The following is a 20257-nucleotide window of genomic DNA, read 5'->3' as shown; positions in this document are numbered from 1 at the left end:
AACGTTTTCGAAATGGTTTTCGAAGCACGGGTTACAGTCGGCCACATGACCACCCGACCGACCATCCACGACGTCGCCGCTGCCGCCGGCGTCTCGGTGGCGACGGTGTCCAAGGCCGTGAACGGCCGCTACGGCATCGCCCCGTCCACCGCCACCCGCGTGCTCGAGGTCGTGCGCGAGCTCGGCTACGAGTCGAGCCTCGTCGCGAGCAGCATGCGCTCCCGGCGCACGGGTGTGATCGGCGTGCTCGTCGCGGGGTTCGAGCCGTTCAGCGCCGAGATCCTGAAGGGCGTGGGGTCGGTGCTGGCGGAGTCGCGGTTCGACCTGCTCGCCTACTCCGGCTCCCACGAGGGCGAGCAGGAGGGCTGGGAGCGGCGCTCACTCAGCCGGCTCAGCGGCACCCTCATCGACGGGGCGATCATGGTGACGCCGAGCGTGGTGAGCGCCCCCTCCGACATCCCGCTCGTCGCTGTGGACCCGCATACCGGCCGCGCCGACCTGCCCACCGTCGAGTCCGACAACTTCGGCGGCGCCCTGCTCGCCACCCGCCACCTCGTCGCCCTCGGGCACCGCCGCATCGGCTTCGTCGCGGGCCGCGGCGACCTGCGCTCGGCGCGGCTGCGCGAGGCCGGCTACCGGGCGGCGCTGGCGGAGGCCGGCATCGCCTTCGACGAGCGCCTGCTGCGGGTGGGCAACTACCACCGCGACACCGCCCGGCGGCCCGCCTCCTCGCTCCTGTCGCTGCCCGACCGGCCGACCGCGGTCTTCGCCGCCAACGACGTCTCGGCGCTGGCGATCATCGAGACCGCCGCGCACCTGGGCCTCGCCGTACCCCACGACCTGTCGGTGATCGGCTTCGACGACGTGCCCGAGGCCGCGCGCTTCGATCCGCCGCTGACCACCGTCCGCCAGCCGATGCAGACGCTCGGAGCGACCGCCGCCGAGATGCTGATCGCCCTGATGGCCGGGCGCGAGCCGCGCTCGCTGCACGTGCAGCTGCCGACGCAGCTCGTCCGCCGCGCGACGACGGGACCGCCGGCATGAGCGGCGACGGGACCGCCGGCAGGGGCGACGAGCTGGAGGACGACGGCCCGACCGCGGTGCACGCCGCCCTCTTCGACGCACTGGAGCTGGTGGACCTGCCCGCGCTCGAGGCGCTGCTCGACGAGCGCTTCGTGATCGAGCATCCGACCGGCCTGGTGCAGTCGCGGGAGGAGTGGCTCGCCGACATCGACGAGGCGCGCAAGGAGTACCACGAGATCGACCACGTCGAGAGCGCCCTCTCGGGCGGCGCCGCGCACCCGGTGCTCACCTCCCGCACCATCACCGAGGCGACCATCGGCCGCCTGCACGCGACGTGGCGGCTCCAGCTGACGAGCCGCCTCGTCCGCCGCGACGAGGGATGGGTGATCACGCGGACCGTGGTGACGAGCTGGTGAGGCGGGCGGACCGGCGCGTCCGCGGCCGGCTGCGGGCGCGGCGGGCAGGATCGACACCGTGCTCCTCCAGGTCGTGACCCGCTCCGCCCGCCCGGCCGCCGAGATGTTCGACCGGGCGCGCGACATCGACCTGCACACCGCCTCGCAGGCCGGCGCTCGCGAGCGCGCGGTGTCCGGGACGACCACCGGGCTGATCGGGCTCGGCGAGCACGTGACCTGGAGCGCCCGGCACTTCGGCGTCCCGCTCCGGCTGACCAGCACCGTCACCGCGCTCGACGCCCCGCACTCCTTCGTCGACGAGCAGACCCGCGGGCCCTTCGCGACGTTCTGCCACGAGCACCGCTTCGAGCCCGACGGCTCCGGCTCCGTGATGATCGACCGGCTCGAGTACTCCGCCCCGCTCGGCGTCCTCGGGCGGATCGCGGAGCGGCTGGTGCTCGACCGGCACCTGCGGCGGCTGCTGGAGGAGCGCGGCGCGTTCCTCGCCCGGGGCGACCGGTGAGGCTCCTGATCCGGACCCTGCTGACGCTCGTCGCCGTCGCCGGGGTCCTCTCGCTCGCGACGACCTCGGTCCTGTTCGCCCTGTCCTCCCTCGACACCGGCCGGGACCCCGGCGAGCTGCTCCTCCCGCTGGCCCGAGCGCTTCTGGCGACCGCCGTGACGGCGGCTGTCGGCGGGCTCCCCTACTCCGCGGGACGGGGTCGCGCGCCCTGGCCGGTCCTCTGGACCGCTTCTACGGTCTGCATCCTCGCGATCGCCTGGCTCGTGGTCTCGATCGCGGCGTGGACCGATGCGGGCGACGGGACGGACGCTGTCGTCGCGCTGCTGACCGTGGTGCCCGCGGCCTGCTGCTCGATCGCCGCGGTGCCGGTGACCGAGCTCGTCCTCCGGGTGGGAACGCGCAGGATCGGCGCCCGCTAGCGGATCCGTCCCCGCCGCTTGACGTTGACGCTGCGTCAACCCGTACCGTCGCTTCCATCGCCGCCGGAGTCACCGGCGACGCGGAGACGGAGGGCACTGTGGAGCAGGAGTGGTCCGTGCACGAGGTGGCGCGGCTGGCCGGCACGACCAGCCGGACGCTGCGGCACTACGGGGCCGAGGGACTGCTCCCGCCGAGCCGGGTGGGCGCGAACGGCTACCGCTACTACGACGCCGCCGCGCTCGTGATGCTGCAGCGGATCCTGCTGCTGCGCGACCTCGGTCTCGGACTGCCCGAGATCGGGCGGATTCTGCGGCGCGACGCGGAGCCGGTGGCCGCTCTCGAGCGGCACCTCGACGTGCTCCAGGAGGAGCGCCGACGGCTCGACCGCCGCATCCGGGCGGTCACCGCGACGATCACCACGATGAGAGAAGGGAACGGGCCGATGGCCGAGGAGATGTTCGACGGGTTCGACCACGCGGAGCACCGCGAGGAGGTGGAGCGACGCTGGGGCGCCCCGGCGTACGCCGACGGCGACCGCTGGTGGCGCTCGATGGGCGCGGAGGAGCGGGAGCAGTGGCACCGGCGGCAGGCGGATCTCGCCGACGCATGGACCGCCACGGCGGCGAGCGGGGCGGATCCGACCGGGGAGGAGGCGCTCGGGCTCGCCGAGCGGCACCGCGCCTGGCTCGCCGAGGTGCCGGGCACGCCCCGCGACGCGACCGGCGGCCCGAGCGACGAGTACCTGCTCGGGCTCGGCGAGATGTACGTCGACGACGAGCGGTTCTCGGCGCACTACGGCGGAGTCACCGGCGCCCGGTTGGTGCGCGACGCGCTGCGGGCGCTGGTCGAGCGGCGGGAGTGACGGGACGCCGGGGCGGGGCTGCGGACCTCGCGGCGCCGTCGGCGCTGGAGAACCGCGCGCGCACAGGGCGCCCGGGTGCCAGGATCGGTCCATGGGGATGAGCGGAGCACGGATCACGGTCGCGGTCACGGCGCTGGCGGGCGCGCTGCTGCTCTCCGGCTGCACCGGCGGTGAGCCGACCACCGGTCCGTCGGCACCCGCGGACGCCGCGCCGGCCACGTCGTCGGCGGCGCCCTCCTCCGAGGAGTCGTCGCTCAGCGCTTTCGAGCAGCAGCTCCCCCTCTCGGGAGACTTCGTCAGCCAGCAGACCGGGACGACCGGCTCGGTGCGGATCGAGCGCCGGACGGACGGATCGACGTGGGCGGTCCTCACCGGCTTCTCGACCGGCGACGCCTCCGACCTCCGGCTGTCCCTGAAGGAGGGTGCGCTCGAGCAGGACGAATCCGGCGACTGGGTCGACACCGCCGGCTACTCCTTCGAGATCGCCGCGCTGGACCCGGACCGTCCCGACCAGGAGATCCCGATCCCGGGCGCTGCGACGATGCCGGAGATCCGCACGCTCACCGTGATGGACTACCAGGGGCCCGACTACCCGTCGCTCGGCTCCGTCGCCCTCGCGCCGTAGGCCGCAGCGGAACGGCAGGATCGCCTCATGGGACGCATCCGATTCAGCAGTCCGGGCTGGGACGAGGACACCGACCGGGGACCTGCGCCAAACCCCGACCGCGGCCGGTACTCCCGGGACGACGGGGCGAGGTTCACCGCGATCACGCTCACCTGCCTGTCGGTCCTCCCCGCGATCGTCCTCACGGCCGCGTTCCTCCTCGTGCGGCTCCCTCCCCTGGACCGCGACGACCAGCCCGACTGGACGGCGCCGAGTGCGGGAGTCCTGGCTCCGTGGCTGCTGCTGTTCCTGCTCCCGCCGCTGGTCACGGGGCTGCTCTGCCGCCTGGTCGGCGGGCGGGACTCCTTCCACGGGTTCCTGCCCTCCGCCGCGGTCTGCCTCGTGGTGATGGCGCCGTTCCTCGGCCTCTCGGCCCTGTCGCTCCTCGGCTAGGCGCCGCCTCTCACGCCTGCAGGACCACCGCGCCGTAGTGCGTGCCCGCGCCCGTGCCCACCAGCAGCACCGACTCCCCCGGCTGCACGCGCGAGCGGTGCAGGGCCAGCGGGATCGCGCTGCCGATCGTGTTGCCGACCTCGCCGAGCGTGATCGTCATCCGGTCGCGACCCCAGAGGCGGGCCATGCCCTCGAGCCCGGCCGCGCTGGTCTGGTGCGGGACCACCCGGTCGATGCCGGGGAGCCCGCTCGAGAGGCCCGGCCGCACCTCCTCGAGGAACGCCGGGAAGTGCCGCAGCGCGTCGACGAGCAGCGCCTTGCCCTGCATGTCGAAGCGGAAGTCGGCGAGCCGGTCGGGCGCCTCCTCGATGCGGATCCGCGAGCCGAAGCCGCGCAGCTCCGCGTGGCGCACACCGCTCGGGCGGGTGCGGAAGTGCGTGGTGACCAGGCCCTGTCCCGGAGTCTCGGCGCGGCCGATCACGACGGCGGCGGCCGCGTCGCCGAAGAGCAGGGCGCTCTCGGGCTGGCCCGGGTCGATGCCGCGGCTGCCGCAGTCGGTCGAGACGATGAGCACGGTGTCGGCGCGACCCGTGGCGAGGAGGAACCCCGCCTCCTGCAGAGCGAAGAGGAACGACAGGCAGGTGGCGCCGACGCTGTACGCCGAGACGTCGTCGAGACCGAGTCCCGCCGTGAGCAGCGCGCCTCCGTCCGGGATCGCCTGCAGCTGAGTGCCCGAGGCGTTGAGCACCACGTCGACCGTGTCGAGCCCGGCCGCCGCGAGCGCCCGGCGGGCGGCGAGCAGGCCGAGCTCCAGCGGGTCCTCGTCGTCGGTGACCCAGTGACGGGTGCGCACGCCGGAGCGGCGCTCGGCCTCGTCGGCGGGCAGGCCGCAGAGCGCGGCGACCTCGGCGGTCGTGACGATCCGCTCGGGCAGCGCTTCGCCCGTGCCGAGGATGCGGAGCGGGAGGAGGTCGGGCACGCGGGCCCCTTCCTGCCCCGGGACGTGCGGAGCGAATCCCTGTATAGCGCGCCTCTGCACTTCTTCGTGCCGTGTCGGCGCGGTTTGACGGCACGGGCCCCCGCCGACACCATGGTCCCGGAGCGGGGGACGGATGGACACGCGCAGTTTCTGGGTGGTCGTGCCCTTCCTCGACGAGGAGAAGCTGCTCGGCGGCGCCCTCGACGCGCTCGCCCGCCAGACCGATCCGGACTTCACCCTCCTGCTCGTCGACAACGGCAGCACCGACGGCTCGCGCGCCGTGATCGAGGAGTTCCGCCGCCGGTGCCCGGAGCGGCAGGTCGCCGTGATCGACGAGGCGCAGAAGGGCACGGGAGCCGCCTCCGACACCGGCTTCCGCCACGCGATCGCCGAGGGCGCGACGGCCGTCGCCCGCACGGACGCCGACTGCCTGCCGAGCGCCGACTGGGTGGCGCGCCTCAAGGCCGACCTCCGCGGCGGCGCCCGCTTCGTCGGCGGCCGCCTGTCCCCGCGGCGGGACGAGGCCGTCTACCGCTGGTACGACGGCGTGCTCGGCACCGCGCTGATCCGCCTGATGGAGCACGCGCCGGGCGTCTTCTACCGCCGCCCCGGCCAGCGGTACCGGATGTTCATGGCCGCCGGCTGCAACCTCGCGATCGACGCCGCGCTGTACCTCCAGGTGGACGGCTTCCCGCGCTCGAGCATCGACGACACCGACGAGGACCTGGAGCTGCACCTCAAGGTCTGCCAGGTGATCGGGCGGAGCGAGGCGCTGCTCGACAAGGAGGCGGTCGTGCTGATGTCGATCCGGAAGGGCAAGGCGCTCGGGTACCTGGGGATCCTGCTCTGGTACTGGGGCCGCAAGCGCGGCCTGGAGGTCGTCGATGTCCGCTGAGCGCCGGCGCCGCGTGCTGATCACCGGGGCGACGGGCTTCCTCGGCGGCTACGCGGTGCGCGAGTTCCTGGCCGCGGGCGACGACGTGCTCGCCACCGGTCGCGCCCCCGAGGCGCTGGCGCGGCTGGAGGAGGAGGGCGCCACGATCCTCCGCGCCGACCTCGCCGAGCTGGGCGCGACGGACGTCGAGGCCGACGTGCTCGTGCACGCCGCCGCTCTGTCGAGCCCGTGGGGAACGTGGAGCGAGTTCGAGCGCGCGAACGTCGCGGGGACCGAGGCGATGATCGCGCTGGCCGAGCGCTGCGGGATCCGCCGGTTCGTCTTCGTCTCGTCGCCGAGCATCTACTCCGCCCGGCGCCACCAGTACCTGGTGCGGGAGGAGGAGGTCGACACCGGCAGCCGGATGAGCCTCTACATCCGCAGCAAGATCGAGGCGGAGCGACTGCTGCAGGAGGCGCACCGCGCCGGCCGGATCCCCGAGCTCGTGATCCTGCGCCCCCGCGGCCTGATCGGCGTCGGCGACCCCAGCCTCCTCCCCCGCTTCGTCGCCGCCAGCCGCCGCCGCGGCATCCCCCTCTTCGACGGCGGCCGGAACCCCGTCGACATCACCTGCGTCGAGAACGCCTCGCACGCGCTGGTGCTCGCCGCCGACGCTCCCGTCGCCGACGGCGGCGTCTACAACATCACCAACGGCGAGCCCGCTCCGCTCGGCGACCTCCTCGAGCGCTTCTTCGCCGCGATGGGTGAGGAGCCGCGCTTCATCCGAGTGGACCTGCGCGTGCTGACCGCGCTCGCCGAGATCCTGGAGCGGGTCTACCGGCTGCTGCCCGGCCGCGAGCCGCCGTTCACCCGCTACACCGTGGCGACCCTCGCCTACGCCCAGACCCTCGACATCTCGCGGGCGCGGACCGAGCTCGGCTACGAGCCGACCGTGCCGCTGGCCGAGGGCATCCGCCGGGTCGGCGAGCACCTGAGGAGGACGCGTGGCTGAGTCGTCGCTGCAGGTGATGGCGTGCGGGAGCACCGTCTTCCCGCTGTCCCGGGTGTTCCGCGGGAAGGGGCTCCCCCGCCGCGTCTTCCCCTCGAACGTCTTCCTCTACACGCACGCGAGCGGCCGGCGGGTGCTCGTGGACACGGGCTACCCGCCGACGTTCCGCGGAACGGGCCTCGTCGGACGGCTGTACGAGCGCATCCTGCCCGCGACGGTGCCGGACGACGAGACCGTCGACCAGCGGCTGCTCGCCCTCGGCCTGACCCCGGCCGACGTGGAGTTCGTGGTGCTCACGCACCTGCACCCGGACCACGTGGGCGGTGTGCGCTGGTTCCCGGACGCGACGTTCGTGCTGTCATCGGGCCAGGTCGCCTCCGTGCGGCGGAACCGCGTGCGCGAGGGGATCTTCCGCGCACTGCTGCCGCCGTGGTTCGCGGCCGGGATCGTGGCGGACGAGCAGCCCGCGACGACGATCAAGGGGCTGACCGGATTCGACCTGTTCGGCGACGGATCGCTGCTCGTGGTGCCGCTCCCGGGGCATGCGCGCGGGCACCTGGGGGCACTCGTCGAGGGTCGCGTCCTCGTGGCCGGGGACGCGGCGTGGGGGCGGGAGTTCCTCGGCTGGTCCGGGCGCCTGCGGAGACTGCCGCGGTTCATCAGCGACGATGCGCGGGCGCACGAGCGGACGTCCGAGATGCTCGAGCGGGTGGAGGCGGCGGGGGTGCGGCTGTGCTTCTCGCACGACGCGTATCCGGAGGGGAACGTGCGGCTGGGTGGCGCGGCACCCGTCGGCAGAAAGTCGCCGACCTGACGGCGGGACGGCTCGCGTCGTACCCTCTCGTCCATGACGGACTACGCCCGACCGGCAGTCGCGGACCGCGTCTTCATCGGCGAGGACGGCCGACCCATCCCCTACGGCACTCGCTGGCAGGGTGAGTCGCCTCCGGACGAGAGCTACTCCGTCACGAGAGATCTTGAGCGTTTCCAGCCGCTGCATACCGTCGCGGACGCCCTGCTCGAGCACCTCGAGCGCACCTACGACGTCACGGTCGAGGACGACCCGGCCCTGGCCTCACGAGACGAAGCGGAGATCTCCTGGGCCGCCCGCGCCGTCCGCGTGACGCCGCGGTCGGTCGACGCCGCACCTCTGACGATCGTCTGGACCGTCTTCCCCGGCGTCCTCCTCCACGCCGGAGCACTGCACCGCTTCAACTACCCCGTCTGCGGCTGCGACGCCTGCGACGACGAGTGGACCGCCCTCGCGGACGACCTCGAGCGCACCGTCTTCGACGTCGTCGCGGGCCGCTACGAGGAGAGCATCGCCGCCGGGAAGGACGGCATCATCGTCGGCTACCGCATCGGGAGCGGCAGTGAGCTCGGCTGGTCGAGCGGCTACAGCAACGACGTCGGGGTGCATCACAGGATCGGCCACGACGGGCAGCAGCTGATCGCGCCCTTCAGTCGATTGTGGGAGGCCTGGCCGGAACGCTGACGCCGCGGCCGGCCGATCCTCGCGAGGTCATCGACCTTGTCCGAAAAGTGAGGCGCCTCCCGCCTCGGGCCGCGAGATCTCGAGTTCCGAGGCTCGACCAGGCGGCGGTCGTCAGCGGGGCAGGTGCTCGTAGGGGACGCGGCGGCTCAGCCAGGTGAGCAGCCCGGCGGCGAGCGCCGCGATCGCCGCCGGGATGAGCAGCAGCCAGAGGGCCGAGGTCACGGCGACGAGGACGAGCGCCGCCGCAGCGACGCCGGCGCCGATCGCGAAGTTCCAGCGCACGTCCGTCGCCACTCCGCCCTCCGGTCGCGCCCACAGCACGACGAGGGCCGTCGCGATCGGCCCGAGCAGCAGCCCCAGCACGAACCAGCGCCAGCGCGAGCGGCCCTTCTGCTCGGCGAGACCGGCGGTGACGATCGCGAGTCCTAACCAGATCCAACCGGAGTCCTGGGTGAGTGTCATGCGTGGAGCCTAGGGCGCGGGCAATATCACCCCGGCGAGGTCGCCGATCGGGCACGTGGGCCCGTCGCCCGCGTCTCCCGCCCAGCGGTCCACGGCACGGCCGCCGACCTGCACCGCTACCCGGGCACCACCACGAAGGAGGCTCGGTCACTGGCAAGTGTTCCGGTGGTTCTGACGGGACACCGAGTGCCGAGCCCTGGTGCGCAGCAACGCGGCGGATCCGTCGAGCGGGCCGGTGTAAGGCCCCTCAAAGGACGAGCTCGGTGGCGAACGTCTGCAGCACCTCCTCGAGGATCGATTACAAGCTCAGCCAGAATCGCAAGTCGTGAGAGTGGCCGGCATCACCCTGGCGTCCTCCGGCGCGGTCGACAAAATGACAGCCCGAGTGCACCCTGGACCAACTCGCGCCGGTCTTCAGGGATAGCGGAAGTAGCGTCGCAATCACCTTTGGAAAGCCCTTTGGAGACAGCGAGTCAACCGAGGTTTCGAAGGGAAAGCGCCGCCTAGGCCATCCCCTCGCCTCCGAGTAGCTGGCCGAAGTATCGCGCTCCGCTAAATTCGCACGCAGGCCCTCACCGCGCGGCGACGAAGACTCGCGCTCCGGATGACGTGTTCTCGATAACCCACGCGCCACCGGCGATCTCAGTCTCGGGGACACTGACGGGGACGTTCACGTTGACCACGTCTGTGCCCTCGTAGACATCACCGATGTCGTACGGCTTGTTCTCGATGTCGACGGTGTAGTCATCCATTGTGCTGTAGGACTTTCCAGCCGCGCTCACGAACGAGGCCTGAATGTTCGGCCAGAGCGCGAGAGGTCCGCCGGCCGCCTGCCCCTGGGCCGTGGCCTGCTTGTTCGAGTTCTCCCAGTCGATCTGCACGACGAGCGGGAGAACGGAGTACCCCGGGGCCACCTGCGTTTCGGCCGAGGCCCCGACCTTGAACGCCGAACCTTCGGCGAATGGCAACACCTGGCCGACAGGTACCGGATTCTGACGCGTTCCGATTGCTGCTTCGGTAGCAGCTTGGGTCGTCGGGGCGACCGAGGCCGTGGCGGGTGCCTCGGCTGCTTGCGTGGCCATAGGCTCGGCCTGCGGCGTCGAAGTGCATCCGGTTGCGATGAACGCTACGACGGAGAGCGTCAGGGCGCTCTTGAGCAGGCTTCTCTTCATTGTTCCCCCAGTGGTTCGGACGGCCTTCGATCGTCTCACACATCCTGACACGACTGATGTGTCTCCACTCACGCGCGAAGGACGGCGGACATTGCGAGGAGACAGTGCGATTCGGTCGTTTTGACCATTGCAAAGGTGCTGTTCTCGTGTCGCCCGACTACAGGTCCTCACTCCCAGCGGGCCCGGCGGGATCCTCTTACCCGACAGCCCTTGTGTTCACCGCTACTTGCTGGAGCCGCGTGCAGCGAATCGAGCGTCAGCCCCAGGCCCGAGCTGATCGCGCAGTAAGAGCCTTGCAGCCATGCTCCCATCGGGCATGTCACACGACTGCCGTCTTCCTCCACTACCCGGGCACCACCACGAAGGCGGCTCCGACGACGACGCCCAGCACGAGAGCCACCGAGCCGAACCCGATCAGGAGGGCGAACGTCAGCGGACGGGTCTCCCGGAAGCTCATCGTTCCGGGGATCAGCTCGTTGATCTCGAAGGGGCTGAGCGTCTTCTCCGCGGCGGGCGGCGCCTCGATCTCCCGCCGACGAGCGGCTCCGGTCAGGCGCGCCCACACGCTCCGACCACCGGTGTGCACTCCACGCGCCGCCGGCAAGAGCGGCGTCGTCGCGGCGGCGACGACGGCCCGCAGATCCTCGATCTCCCAGTCCGACCCGCGGAGCCGCAGCGACCGGCTCCCGTCCGACAGGAACAGGATGAGCGACGGGGGCAGGTTTATCCCCTCACTGTTGGGGCCGGCGGGCACCCACGCGAGCAGCGCCTTCACCGACGGGTCGGCGCGGTCGAAGGTCACGACCCTGCCTCGAGCATCCGTGCACTCGATCGCCCGGTCCGAGATCCGGAGGGACGCGGTGGCGAGGAAGCGCCGGTTGCGGAGCGCCAGCACTCCGACGATCACCAGAGCCACCGCGGTGGCGAAGCCGAACAGCCCGAGGTAGACGGCCAGCGCCGCACCGCGGTCGTCGGCGACCACGACTCCCCAGACGCTCCCCGCCAGCAGGACCAGCGCGGGGAGGACGGCGACGGGCCTCAGCCGTCGCGACTCGTTCTTCTGCCGGGCCCTCGAGGGCCGGAACTCGCGAACCGGCTCCGAGCGGTCCGTCCGTCGCCGCTCCATCAGGCGGACGCGACGGACGGAGTGCCGGTGCGGACGCGGTTCCGAAGAGGGTCGTCGAGGCTGCGGCGCATGGCGTCAGGGTAGCGGTGGCGTTACGTCGGGCCGCGCTCGCGACCGAGCCTCCGCGTGGTTCCAGCATCACGCGATCCTCTCGTGTCCTACCTCTTCTTCGATGCCCCTCGCCCAGTCACCGGAGGGTGAGCGGACGCGGCGCGCCTGTCGGTCCGCGCGGGATGTCACCGCACGACAGGTCGACCTCTCCCGAGGTGCTGCCGCCGAGCACGATCATCCGAGCGAGGGCGCGTCCGGGTCGACAGACTGGGCTGGTGTCCTCACCGACGACGATCCGAGCAGTGCCGACCTCGGCCCGCCGTGAAGAGACGCGCCACAGGTTCCGTCGCGCGGAGATCAGGGGAGCGCGAGGCCTGGCGGCCGTCCCCGGCGATCGGCCTCCTCAGGACGGCGCGTGCAGGACCGCGCACTCGACGCACGCGGGACGCCTGGCGCGGCGGCAGCCCGCCGGGGGCCGAGCGCCCTGACGCGACTCTCGCGCCGCCGACGACACGACGCCCCCACTCGACGCCCACGCACCCACTCCAGACAGGACCCGCCATGACCTCCTCCCTCTCCCACCCGGCGAGCCGCTGGGCTCTCGACCACATGCCCCTCACCGCGCAGGCCGTCCGGGAGCTCGCTCCGGTGCTCTCCGGGAAGAAGCTGGCGATCTGCCTCCACGTCGAGCCCAAGACCGCCGCCCTCGTCTCGCTCCTCGTCGAGGCCGGGATGGACATCGCTCTGACGGGCTCGCCCGGAACCACGAAGGACGACGTCGCCGACGACCTCCGCGCCCTCGGCGTGCACGTGCACACGAAGCAGAGCGACGGCGAAGCGGAGCACCTCCGCAACATCGAGAAGGTGCTCGAGCACGATCCCGATCTCACCCTCGACAACGGCGCCGACCTGACTCTCCGGCTCATCAACTCGGGCGTCCCGGACCACTACCTCGGCGGCACCGAGGAGACCACCACCGGCGGCATCCGCCTGCGGGAGAACAGCGCGACCCTCCCGCGACCGGTCGTCGTCATCAACGACTCGCCCCTCAAGCTGATCGTCGAGAACGAGTACGGGGTCGGCCAGAGCGTCGTCCAGGGCTTCATGAACGCCACGAACCTCATGATCCCGGGCACCCGCGCCGCGGTCATCGGCTACGGCCCGTGCGGGCGCGGGGTCGCCGACACCCTCTCGCAGCTCGGAGCGCGGGTCTCCGTCGCGGACGTCGACCCGATCCGTTCGCTGCAGGCGATCCTCCGCGGCCACCGCGTCGGACCCGTCGCCGACGTCCTCTCGGACGCGCAGTTCGTCTTCACCGCCACCGGCGCACCCGGCGTCATCGGTGCGGCGGAGATCGACGCGTTCGCCGACGGCGCCGTGATCGCCGGCGTCGGCCACTTCCCGTGGGAGATCGACGAGGACGCCCTCGCGGCCGCCACGGAGTCGACCACCGAGTTCGCCGACGGCCAGCGCCGGCAGGGCATCCGCCTGAAGAACGGCAAGCGGATCATCCGCCTCGAGAACGGCCGGATGATCAACCTCACCGCGGCCGGCGGCAACCCGATCCAGGCGATGGACCTCGGCCTGACCCTGCAGGCCCGGAGCCTCGCCGCCGTCGTCACCGCGGACCTCGACGCCGCCGTACAGCCCGTCCCGGCCGACGTCGAGCACCGCATCGCGACCGACCTCGTCGCCCTCCTCAGCCGCTGAGCGGCGAGCGGCGGGTCCTCGGCGGCGATCCGCGGGGCGGCGGCGCACCTCAGAAGACGGCGATCGGATTGACCGGAACGCCGGTGAGCCCGAGCAGGCGCGGTGGGGCCACGCTGAGCAGGAACGACCAGCGGGACAGCTCGGCGCAGACCACGGCGAGCTGCTCCACGTCCACACTGTCGATGAGGGGCATGCCCAGCCGTGCGAGCGCGACCATGTGCATCGGCATCGGCATCTCGGGATCGTGAGGGGGGAAGCTGTCGCCGACGTCCCCCGCGTAGAGCGCTACGCCCCGCTCGTGCATCCAGGTCACGGCGTCGACGGTCATGCCGGGGGCCTGCTCCTCCGAGTCCCAGGAGAAGCCCCACCCGCTGCGGACGACGAGCGCGTCGCCGGACTGCAGGGGGACGCCTCCCCGGCGCTCGGCCGCGTCGAGGTCGGCGGCGACGATCGCGTGCGCCGCCGGCAGCCTCCCCTGCGGCGCGAGGTCGAAGCCGGGCTTCGGAGCATCGCCGACGCAGGACCTCGTCCAGACGGTGTTCACAACGAAGGATGGATCTGCTCCAGGACCCCGCGATCCGCGCGGAAGGGGCGCCGGAGCCTCATCCTTCCTCCGTTGTGAACAGGACCAGGCGAGCGGGGCCGACGAAGGACGTCCGCCCGGGCGCCCTCTTCCGGACGTGGCCGGAAGAGGGCGTTGCCCACGGCGCTCGCAGCTGTCACGGTCGTAGGGCGGCCGACGACGGCCGACCCGACCGGAAGAACCCATGCGCCTCCGAAGCCCTGTCCGCCCGCTCGCGCTCCTCACCGGCGCCCTCCTCCTCGGGACCGGCCTCGCCGCCCTCGACGGGCCGCTCACCGGCACCGCGGCCGTGGCTCACGCGGCCGACGCTCCTGTCGCGGGCGGGCGCGTCGTGGGCTGGGGATACGACGAGGACGGTCGGACGAGCGCCCCCGAGGATCTGACCGACGCCGTCTCCATCGCGGCCGGCCAGTACTACGGCGTCGCGGCGAGGAGCGACGGCACAGTGGCCGTCTGGGGTGACAATCTCGAGGTCGGCCCCATCCCGGCGGACGACCTCCGCGGCGTCGCGGCCGTCTCCCCCGATCTGGCGCTTCTCGAGGACGGCACCGTTGCGCCGCTCTTCCCCCCGGAGGACCGGTACACCGAGCCGCCGGCGGGGCTGAGCGGCGTCACCGCGATCGACTCGAGCGGCACCCACAGCGTCGCGCTCCGCGACGACGGGACAGTGGCGATCTGGGGATACGACCAGGGGCGAGTGCTGGAGGCGCCTCCCGGTCTGGACGACGTCGTGGCGATCTCCGCCGCGTCCTTCCACACCCTCGCCGTCACGAGCGACGGCAGCGTCGTGAGCTGGGGCTACGACGGCCCCGACGACATCTTCGCGGGCTACTCCGACATCGTCGCGGTCGCGGCGGGACGGACCCACGACCTCGCCGTCCGCGCCGACGGCAGCGTCGTCGCCGAGGGGAGCGACAGGGACGGAGAGAGCGACGTCCCCGCCGGGCTGACCGGTGTCGTCGCGGTCGCCGCCGGGTACGGGCACAGCGTGGCGCTCCGCGAGGACGGCACCGTCGCCGCCTGGGGCGACGACGGTGTCGGCCAGTCCACGGTTCCCGCAGGACTGAAGGGGGTCACCTCGATCGACGCCGGCTACGGCTTCACCCTCGCCACCGGGACCCGTCCCGTCCTCACGGCTGCCGCGCCTCCCACGGCGACGGTCGGCACTCCGTTCTCCTTCGCCTTCGGAGGGGATGCGCGCCTCGCGGACCACACCCTCGCCAGCGGGACGCTCCCGCCCGGACTGACCCTGACTCCCGAGGGGTTCGTGACGGGCACGCCCGCAGAACCCGGAACCTCCGACTTCACCGTCACCGCGACCAACTCCTTCGGAACGACCACCATCGCCTCCCGGCGGATCACCGTCGAGGCCGCCCCGCCTGCACCCGTCGCGCCGACGATCAGCGGAACCGTCGCAGCCGGCGTCGTCGGCTCGGCCTACGACTTCACCTACGCGGTCGCGGGAACTCCGGCGCCCGTCGTGACCGTGTCGTCGGGCGCCCTGCCCCCGGGTCTCACCCTCGATCCGACGGGGCGCCTCACCGGCACTCCGACCAGGACCGGCGCCTACGTCTTCACCGTGCAGGCCGCCAGCACCGCCGGAACCGCGACCGCGCAGAGCACTCTCACCGTGTCCCCTGCGTCCGCGACCGCAAGGGCCGACCTGCGCGTCGACGTCTCCGCTCCGACCACCGCGGTGAAGGGGAGGACGTTCACGTACACGCTCATCACGAGGAACGCCGGACCCTCCGCGTCGACGTCCGTCTACTCGAAGGTGATCCTCCCGCCGGGGGTGCGGTTCGTCTCCGCGACGGGGAAGTACACCCGCATCGGCAGCGTCGTGGTCTTCCAGCGCTCCAGCCTCGGCAACGGGCGGACATTGACCGAGAAGATCACCGTCACGGCCGTGAGCGCAGGCACGGGCACAGCGCTCGCGACCACCTTCTCCGTGAGGACTCCGGATCCGTCGATCCGCAGCAACGCCGACACCGCTGCCACCACCGTCCGCTGAGGAGGGTCGGGCGGGCGACGAGACCCTCCCGCCCGTCCTCGGGCATCACGCCGGGCGCAGCCAGTCCGTGATCGCGCCGACGACCTGGTCGAGGTGGGACTCGAGCAGGAAGTGCCCGCCGTCGACGAGCTCGATGCGCGCGTGAGGGGCGTCGCGGAGGAACGCCTGGGCGCCGGCGGGGGCGAAGATCTCGTCGTTCCGGCCCCAGACGGCGAGGACGGGGACTCCGGACTCGCGGATCCACGCCTGCACGGCGGGGTAGAGCTCGCGGTTCGTGGCGTAGTCGCGGAAGAGCGCCAGCTGCACGTCGTCCTGGCCGGGGCGGGCGAGGAGCGCGAGGTCGTGCTCCCAGGCGTCCGGATCGACGGTGGTGGTGTCGGGGACACCGTGGGTGTACTGCCATTCGACGGCCTCCCGGCCGAGAGCCGGCCGGAGGGCGTCGCGCGTCCCGGCGGTCCGCTCGGCGGCGTCGGCCCAGATCGGGTCCCAGAAGCCGGGCACGAAGCCCTCCTCGTAGGCGTTGCCGTTCTGCGAGATCACGGCGACGACCGCGGACGGATCAGCGAGGGCGAGGCGCCAGCCGACGGGGGCGCCGTAGTCCTGGACGTAGATCGTGTACCGGGTCACCCCGATGGTCTCGAGGAAGCGGCCGGTCACCGCGGTCAGGGCGGCGAACGTGTAGTCGAAGTCGTCGACGGAGGGCGCGGACGAGCGTCCGAAGCCGATGTGGTCGGGGGCGATGACGCGGTAGTGGCCGGCGAGGGCGGGGAGGAGGTGGCGGAACATGTGCGAGCTGCTCGGGTATCCGTGCAGCAGCAGGAGGACGGGCGCGTCGGCGGGCCCGGCCTCCCGCCAGAAGACGTCGAGTCCGTCGACGGACACGGTGCGGTGATGGACGACGACCATGGCTAACCCCTTTAAGTAGATTTACTGGTTAGTTGGACGCTAGCATGGATCGAACGGGCCGCACGGCGCGGGAGGACGGGGAACGATGGATCGGGACGAGGAGCTGCTCCTGGCGGTGCTGAACAGCGCGCCCGTGGTGGACGGACGACCGACGGACGACCTCGGCGACGCGGCCGGTCGCGAGCTCGCCCGGCGGTGGGGCGGAGTCGGCACCGAGGACGAGCTCGAGCAGCTGCGCCGTGCCCGCGACGCGCTTCAGGCCGTCGTGCGCTCGGGCGCGCCCGCGGCCGTCGCGGAGCTCGCGGACCTGGTCGCGCACGCCGTGCGCACTCCGCGCGTCACCGGTGAGGGCGTCGTGTGGGAGCTGAGCGCTCCCGAGCCGGATCGACTCGCGGTGGAGTCGGTCCTCGCCTGGTCCGCTGTGAACGCCCGGTTCCCCGGGCGGCTCCGCGCCTGCGCGAACGACGAGTGCAACCTCTTCCTCCTCGACCGCAGCCGCCCCGGCACCGCCAAGTGGTGCTCGATGGCGACGTGCGGCAACCGGATGAAGGCCCGCGCGCACGCGAGCCGGTCGCGGGACTGAGCGCGGCCGGGAGGCGCAGCGGCGAAGGCTACGCGGCGCGCAGCCGGGCCGTCGATGCGGACGCCTGCGCTCGAGCCCGTTGCAGGGCCTCCTCTCGTCCGGCCGCGTCGAGGCGGGCGGGACCGTAGGTGACCACCGGGGGCAGGACGTCGTACCCGACGAACTCGAGCATCCCGCGATGGATGTGGAAGAGGAACGACTGCAGGTCGCCGTAGCCGTCGGCGGCGCCGGGCGCGAAGGCCGCCTCGCCGCCGCCCGTCGTCAGCAGGAGCATCGCGCTCCTGCCGCGCAGGCCGCCCTCGGCGAAGACGCCGTGCTCGCCTCCGAACGTCGCGCCCATCACGAAGACGCGGTCGATCCAGCCCTTCATGATCGCCGGCATCGAGAACCACCACAGGGGGAACGAGAGCACCAGGAGATCCGCGTGCAGCAGCTCGTCGAGGTCGCTCGTGACGGGCTCCCCGAGCGTCTTCTCGAGGACCGCGGTCATCTGCTGCGCCTGCGGCTTGAAGTAGCCGGAGCCGGGCGCGAACTGGTCGCGGTGCAGCACCGGGTCCCGGCCCTCGGCGTACAGGTCGAGCCGGCGCACCTCCATGCCGTCGGCCCTCAGCTGCTCGAGGACCGCGTCCGCCTGCGCCGAGGAGAAGGACCGCTCCTCGGGATGGGCGTGGACGAGCAGAGCGCGGCGAGCGGGAGCGGCCTCGGAAGCATCGGTCATGCCGCCGATCATATCGACGATTCGCGATACGTCGCTAGATCGAGGCTCCGAGCCGCTTCAGGAGCCCGTCGACGTCGGCGTCGCTCCTCCGGTAGTGGGTGTACTTCCCCACGCGCGTCGAGCGGACGAGGCCCGCGCGCTCCAGGGATCCCATGTACGACGAGATGGTCGACTGCGCGAGACCGCTCTTCGCGGCGAGATGCGTGACGCAGACCCCGAACTCGGCGCGGTCGGCGATCGGCTCGAACTCGCTGAACGACGCCTCGGGAGAGCGGAGCCACTCCATGATCTGCAGTCGCGTGGGATTGCCCAGCGCCTTCAGCACCTCGACCAGTCCCGTGTCCACCGCGCCATTCTCCTCCGCTCGCCGTCCGGGCGCCTCCGCGCCGGAATCACCCTCTGCCCCTACGCACCCCGCTCACGGCAGCAGGATCACCTTGCCGTCGAGCATCCGGGACTCGGCGAGCTCCATCGCCTCGACGATCCCCGTGAGCGGGAAGCGGGCGGCGATGTTGGCCGTCAGCGAGCCGTCGGCGAGGAGTCCGAGCACGCGGCCGAGGTCCTCCTCGAGCCGCGCACGGAAGCGCGCGGGGCGCAGCGAGTGGCCCGCCCAGAGGTCATAGAAGACCGCCCGTCGGCCGTTGGGGGCCAGCTGGTACGCCTGGATCCGCGCGAGCTGGCGGAGGAACGGGGGCCAGATGCTCCCGGTGCTCGCGCTGACGATCGCGTAGGCGACGAGGGTGCCGCCGGGCGCGAGCAGCGACCACGCCAGCCGGGTCGTCGCTCCGCCGACGTTGTCGAAGACGGCCTGCACTCCGCCGGGAGCGAGCTCACGCACGCGAGCGGCGAGGTCGGGATCGGCGTAGTCGACGGGCTCCACTCCGGCCGCTCGGAGGGCCTCGTGGTGGCGGGGCGAGGCGGCGCCGATCACGCGGACCCCCTCGAGGCGGGCGAGGCGGTGCACGAGGCCGCCGACTCCGCCGTTCGCGCCGAACAGGAGGATCGTGTCGCCGCGGGAGACCCGGGCCGAGCGGTGCAGCATCTGCCACGCCGTCACTCCGTTGACCACGACGGCCTCGGCGTCCTCCGACGCGACCGCGTCGGGGACGAGAACGCAGTCGCGGGCGGCGACACGGGCGTGCCCGGTCCAGCCGCCGGTCTTGGTGAGCGCGGCGACGCGGCGGCCCTCGAGCGACGCGTCGCCGCCGGGGCCGACCGCGAGGACCCGGCCGACGAGGTCGTAGCCGGGCGTGAAGGGGAACGGCGGCTGGGCGAAGTAGCGGCCGCGGCGCATCGACTGCTCGGCGAACGAGATGCCGGTGGCCTCGACGGCGACGAGCAGCTCGCCGGCCGCGGGCGGCTCGACCGGTGCCTGCTCGAGGAGCAGTCCGGACGGCTCGACGATCCCGGGGAGGACGACGCGGGTGGTGGTGCGGGGAAGGGTGGTGGACATGAGGGGCTCCTGGAATTTGTAGTGAGTGACTGGACAGTCACAACGGCGGGCATGAGGAAGAGGGTGGCGAAGAGGAGGAGGGGAGGAAGAAGAGGAGCAGACGGGAGGACCGCGGGCTCAGTCGCGGTGCCGGATGCCGTCGGAGACGATGCGGGCCCACTCGGAGTCGACGCCGCCGAGGTCGGTCTGCACGATCAGGTGGCAGAGCTGCCCGTAGGCGACGAAGCGCTGCACGGCCGGGCCGTCTGCTCCGGAGACGACGGTGACCGTCCGGACGACCGCGGAGATCCCGCGGCGCACCGCCTCGCGGATCTCGGGGACGTCGCACGCACTCTGCGCCTGCGACTGCAGCATGATCAGGTCGCGGTCGGCGATCAGGTCGATGTAGGCGACGGTCATCGCCTCGAGCCGGTCGGCCGGGTCCGAGGAGGGCGAGGCCTCCCCCGCCGCCGCGAGCGTGGTCGCCACCTGCTCGTAGCAGCGGTCGACCGCGGCGACGAAGACGCCGAGCTTGCCCGGGAACAGGCGGAAGACGTAGGCGGGCGAGACGCCGGCCTCGGCGGCGACCTCGGTGATCGGAGTCGCGGCGTAGCCGGTGCGCGCGAACACGTGGAGCGCCGCCGCGGTGATCCGCTCGCGCTGCGCCTCGGCGGTGGAGCGGGTGGAGGGGGAAGGCATGTGACTGATCGAACACTTACTTCGCTCGGTTGTCAAGAGGGGCTGCCGGACGGATCGAGACTGCGGCCCCGATCAGGGGCACCTCCACGATCCGGTCCGGCACGCGGCAACGGCAGGCCTACCGATCGTGGAGCCCTCCGCACACCCCCCTACCCCGCACCACCACC

General features: G+C 72.4%; 24 protein-coding genes. 14 read left to right on the top strand and 10 right to left on the bottom strand.

Translation table 11 applies throughout. The annotated features are described in order from the left end of the window. Nucleotides 1-45: 45 nt before the first annotated feature. The 7 genes from C5B92_RS15100 to C5B92_RS15070 all read left to right on the top strand — a co-directional run bounded on the left by C5B92_RS15100 (nucleotide 46) and on the right by C5B92_RS15070 (nucleotide 4280). On the top strand, nucleotides 46-1044 hold the full coding sequence (locus C5B92_RS15100; RefSeq protein ID WP_104224902.1) for a LacI family DNA-binding transcriptional regulator: 999 nt from the start codon (nucleotides 46-48) through the stop codon (nucleotides 1042-1044). Continuing rightward, nucleotides 1041-1439 (top strand): nuclear transport factor 2 family protein, encoded by a 399-nt coding sequence (locus C5B92_RS15095; protein WP_104234103.1) that lies wholly within the window; start codon nucleotides 1041-1043, stop codon nucleotides 1437-1439. Before C5B92_RS15100 ends, C5B92_RS15095 begins: the two co-directional genes overlap by 4 nt. Before the next feature lie 58 nt (nucleotides 1440-1497). After that, nucleotides 1498-1941, top strand: coding sequence for an SRPBCC family protein (locus C5B92_RS15090; protein WP_258061550.1), 444 nt, complete (start codon nucleotides 1498-1500; stop codon nucleotides 1939-1941). After that, on the top strand, nucleotides 1938-2360 hold the full coding sequence (locus C5B92_RS15085; RefSeq protein ID WP_104350551.1) for a hypothetical protein: 423 nt from the start codon (nucleotides 1938-1940) through the stop codon (nucleotides 2358-2360). The genes C5B92_RS15090 and C5B92_RS15085 overlap by 4 nt, the downstream gene beginning before the upstream one ends. Before the next feature lie 98 nt (nucleotides 2361-2458). Continuing rightward, a complete protein-coding gene (locus tag C5B92_RS15080; RefSeq protein WP_104350550.1) occupies nucleotides 2459-3223 on the top strand; it encodes a TipAS antibiotic-recognition domain-containing protein in 765 nt (254 codons plus the stop codon). 97 nt (nucleotides 3224-3320) lie between these two features. Continuing rightward, on the top strand, nucleotides 3321-3848 hold the full coding sequence (locus C5B92_RS15075) for a hypothetical protein (RefSeq protein ID WP_146079349.1): 528 nt from the start codon (nucleotides 3321-3323) through the stop codon (nucleotides 3846-3848). A gap of 27 nt (nucleotides 3849-3875) precedes the next feature. Further along, nucleotides 3876-4280: a hypothetical protein gene (locus tag C5B92_RS15070; RefSeq protein WP_104255788.1), complete on the top strand. Its 405-nt coding sequence runs from the start codon at nucleotides 3876-3878 to the stop codon at nucleotides 4278-4280. A gap of 10 nt (nucleotides 4281-4290) precedes the next feature. On the opposite strand, the gene C5B92_RS15065 is transcribed toward C5B92_RS15070, so the two are convergent. Further along, entirely contained in the window at nucleotides 4291-5259 is a 969-nt protein-coding gene (locus C5B92_RS15065) for a 3-oxoacyl-ACP synthase III family protein (RefSeq protein WP_104347881.1), read from the bottom strand. 133 nt (nucleotides 5260-5392) lie between these two features. Between C5B92_RS15065 and C5B92_RS15060 the strand changes: the two genes are divergently transcribed. Genes C5B92_RS15060 through C5B92_RS15045 form a run of 4 tightly spaced genes read left to right on the top strand, consistent with a single transcriptional unit; the run spans nucleotide 5393 to nucleotide 8637 of the window. Next, complete coding sequence (locus C5B92_RS15060; protein ID WP_104350549.1) at nucleotides 5393-6154, top strand: glycosyltransferase; 762 nt, start codon at nucleotides 5393-5395, stop codon at nucleotides 6152-6154. After that, the gene (locus tag C5B92_RS15055; RefSeq protein WP_104350548.1) at nucleotides 6144-7145 is read left to right on the top strand and encodes an NAD(P)-dependent oxidoreductase; all 1002 of its coding nucleotides are present in this window, start codon (nucleotides 6144-6146) and stop codon (nucleotides 7143-7145) included. Before C5B92_RS15060 ends, C5B92_RS15055 begins: the two co-directional genes overlap by 11 nt. After that, a complete protein-coding gene (locus tag C5B92_RS15050; protein ID WP_104350547.1) occupies nucleotides 7138-7956 on the top strand; it encodes an MBL fold metallo-hydrolase in 819 nt (272 codons plus the stop codon). Before C5B92_RS15055 ends, C5B92_RS15050 begins: the two co-directional genes overlap by 8 nt. 33 nt (nucleotides 7957-7989) lie before the next feature. Continuing rightward, on the top strand, nucleotides 7990-8637 hold the full coding sequence (locus C5B92_RS15045) for a DUF6226 family protein (RefSeq protein WP_104350546.1): 648 nt from the start codon (nucleotides 7990-7992) through the stop codon (nucleotides 8635-8637). A 111-nt stretch (nucleotides 8638-8748) separates the two neighbouring features. Here C5B92_RS15045 and C5B92_RS15040 read toward each other — a convergent pair whose 3' ends face one another. The 3 genes from C5B92_RS15040 to C5B92_RS15030 all read right to left on the bottom strand — a co-directional run bounded on the left by C5B92_RS15040 (nucleotide 8749) and on the right by C5B92_RS15030 (nucleotide 11397). Beyond that, entirely contained in the window at nucleotides 8749-9099 is a 351-nt protein-coding gene (locus C5B92_RS15040) for a hypothetical protein (protein WP_104350545.1), read from the bottom strand. 572 nt (nucleotides 9100-9671) lie between these two features. Beyond that, entirely contained in the window at nucleotides 9672-10271 is a 600-nt protein-coding gene (locus tag C5B92_RS15035; RefSeq protein ID WP_146079348.1) for a hypothetical protein, read from the bottom strand. Nucleotides 10272-10614: 343 nt separating this feature from the next. Continuing rightward, a complete protein-coding gene (locus tag C5B92_RS15030; RefSeq protein WP_104350544.1) occupies nucleotides 10615-11397 on the bottom strand; it encodes a hypothetical protein in 783 nt (260 codons plus the stop codon). Nucleotides 11398-12009: 612 nt separating this feature from the next. On the opposite strand from C5B92_RS15030, the gene C5B92_RS15025 reads away from it, so the two are divergent. Further along, nucleotides 12010-13158 (top strand): adenosylhomocysteinase, encoded by a 1149-nt coding sequence (locus tag C5B92_RS15025; protein WP_104350543.1) that lies wholly within the window; start codon nucleotides 12010-12012, stop codon nucleotides 13156-13158. Nucleotides 13159-13207: 49 nt separating this feature from the next. Here the strand turns inward: C5B92_RS15025 and C5B92_RS15020 are convergent, their stop codons facing one another. Then, the gene (locus C5B92_RS15020) at nucleotides 13208-13702 is read right to left on the bottom strand and encodes a cyclase family protein (protein WP_219814359.1); all 495 of its coding nucleotides are present in this window, start codon (nucleotides 13700-13702) and stop codon (nucleotides 13208-13210) included. Nucleotides 13703-13925: 223 nt separating this feature from the next. Here C5B92_RS15020 and C5B92_RS15015 point away from each other — a divergent pair, with 223 nt between their 5' ends. Further along, a complete protein-coding gene (locus tag C5B92_RS15015) occupies nucleotides 13926-15752 on the top strand; it encodes a putative Ig domain-containing protein (protein ID WP_104350541.1) in 1827 nt (608 codons plus the stop codon). 45 nt (nucleotides 15753-15797) lie between these two features. Here the strand turns inward: C5B92_RS15015 and C5B92_RS15010 are convergent, their stop codons facing one another. Further along, a complete protein-coding gene (locus C5B92_RS15010) occupies nucleotides 15798-16658 on the bottom strand; it encodes an alpha/beta fold hydrolase (RefSeq protein ID WP_104350540.1) in 861 nt (286 codons plus the stop codon). Nucleotides 16659-16743: 85 nt separating this feature from the next. On the opposite strand from C5B92_RS15010, the gene C5B92_RS15005 reads away from it, so the two are divergent. Further along, nucleotides 16744-17241: a CGNR zinc finger domain-containing protein gene (locus C5B92_RS15005; RefSeq protein ID WP_104350539.1), complete on the top strand. Its 498-nt coding sequence runs from the start codon at nucleotides 16744-16746 to the stop codon at nucleotides 17239-17241. Between the two features lie 28 nt (nucleotides 17242-17269). Here the strand turns inward: C5B92_RS15005 and C5B92_RS15000 are convergent, their stop codons facing one another. The 4 genes from C5B92_RS15000 to C5B92_RS14985 all read right to left on the bottom strand — a co-directional run bounded on the left by C5B92_RS15000 (nucleotide 17270) and on the right by C5B92_RS14985 (nucleotide 20090). After that, complete coding sequence (locus tag C5B92_RS15000) at nucleotides 17270-17959, bottom strand: NAD(P)H-dependent oxidoreductase (protein WP_104350555.1); 690 nt, start codon at nucleotides 17957-17959, stop codon at nucleotides 17270-17272. A 34-nt stretch (nucleotides 17960-17993) separates the two neighbouring features. After that, nucleotides 17994-18305, bottom strand: coding sequence for a helix-turn-helix transcriptional regulator (locus tag C5B92_RS14995; RefSeq protein WP_244230566.1), 312 nt, complete (start codon nucleotides 18303-18305; stop codon nucleotides 17994-17996). 72 nt (nucleotides 18306-18377) lie between these two features. After that, nucleotides 18378-19412: a medium chain dehydrogenase/reductase family protein gene (locus C5B92_RS14990; protein ID WP_104350538.1), complete on the bottom strand. Its 1035-nt coding sequence runs from the start codon at nucleotides 19410-19412 to the stop codon at nucleotides 18378-18380. A 117-nt stretch (nucleotides 19413-19529) separates the two neighbouring features. Further along, a complete protein-coding gene (locus tag C5B92_RS14985; RefSeq protein ID WP_104350537.1) occupies nucleotides 19530-20090 on the bottom strand; it encodes a TetR/AcrR family transcriptional regulator in 561 nt (186 codons plus the stop codon). Nucleotides 20091-20257 lie beyond the last annotated feature (167 nt).

Source organism: Rathayibacter sp. AY1A4 (genome assembly GCF_002930955.1).
Classification (GTDB): Bacteria; Actinomycetota; Actinomycetes; order Actinomycetales; family Microbacteriaceae; genus Rathayibacter.
The sequence above is the reverse complement of the archived record's forward strand: the minus strand, read 5'-3'. Positions and strand labels throughout refer to the sequence as shown.

What these genes read in the sequence shown, in the direction of transcription:
- C5B92_RS15060 (WP_104350549.1), top strand. Translation starts at nt 5,393, where the DNA reads ATGGACACGCGCAGTTTCTGGGTGGTCGTGCCCTTCCTCGACGAGGAG.
- C5B92_RS14990 (WP_104350538.1), bottom strand. Translation starts at nt 19,412, where the DNA reads ATGTCCACCACCCTTCCCCGCACCACCACCCGCGTCGTCCTCCCCGGG.
- C5B92_RS15010 (WP_104350540.1), bottom strand. Translation starts at nt 16,658, where the DNA reads ATGGTCGTCGTCCATCACCGCACCGTGTCCGTCGACGGACTCGACGTC.
- C5B92_RS15030 (WP_104350544.1), bottom strand. Translation starts at nt 11,397, where the DNA reads ATGGAGCGGCGACGGACGGACCGCTCGGAGCCGGTTCGCGAGTTCCGG.
- C5B92_RS15015 (WP_104350541.1), top strand. Translation starts at nt 13,926, where the DNA reads ATGCGCCTCCGAAGCCCTGTCCGCCCGCTCGCGCTCCTCACCGGCGCC.
- C5B92_RS15000 (WP_104350555.1), bottom strand. Translation starts at nt 17,959, where the DNA reads ATGACCGATGCTTCCGAGGCCGCTCCCGCTCGCCGCGCTCTGCTCGTC.
- C5B92_RS15005 (WP_104350539.1), top strand. Translation starts at nt 16,744, where the DNA reads ATGGATCGGGACGAGGAGCTGCTCCTGGCGGTGCTGAACAGCGCGCCC.
- C5B92_RS15040 (WP_104350545.1), bottom strand. Translation starts at nt 9,099, where the DNA reads ATGACACTCACCCAGGACTCCGGTTGGATCTGGTTAGGACTCGCGATC.
- C5B92_RS15025 (WP_104350543.1), top strand. Translation starts at nt 12,010, where the DNA reads ATGACCTCCTCCCTCTCCCACCCGGCGAGCCGCTGGGCTCTCGACCAC.
- C5B92_RS15070 (WP_104255788.1), top strand. Translation starts at nt 3,876, where the DNA reads ATGGGACGCATCCGATTCAGCAGTCCGGGCTGGGACGAGGACACCGAC.
- C5B92_RS15055 (WP_104350548.1), top strand. Translation starts at nt 6,144, where the DNA reads ATGTCCGCTGAGCGCCGGCGCCGCGTGCTGATCACCGGGGCGACGGGC.
- C5B92_RS15075 (WP_146079349.1), top strand. Translation starts at nt 3,321, where the DNA reads ATGAGCGGAGCACGGATCACGGTCGCGGTCACGGCGCTGGCGGGCGCG.
- C5B92_RS15035 (WP_146079348.1), bottom strand. Translation starts at nt 10,271, where the DNA reads ATGAAGAGAAGCCTGCTCAAGAGCGCCCTGACGCTCTCCGTCGTAGCG.
- C5B92_RS14985 (WP_104350537.1), bottom strand. Translation starts at nt 20,090, where the DNA reads ATGCCTTCCCCCTCCACCCGCTCCACCGCCGAGGCGCAGCGCGAGCGG.
- C5B92_RS15095 (WP_104234103.1), top strand. Translation starts at nt 1,041, where the DNA reads ATGAGCGGCGACGGGACCGCCGGCAGGGGCGACGAGCTGGAGGACGAC.
- C5B92_RS15045 (WP_104350546.1), top strand. Translation starts at nt 7,990, where the DNA reads ATGACGGACTACGCCCGACCGGCAGTCGCGGACCGCGTCTTCATCGGC.
- C5B92_RS15100 (WP_104224902.1), top strand. Translation starts at nt 46, where the DNA reads ATGACCACCCGACCGACCATCCACGACGTCGCCGCTGCCGCCGGCGTC.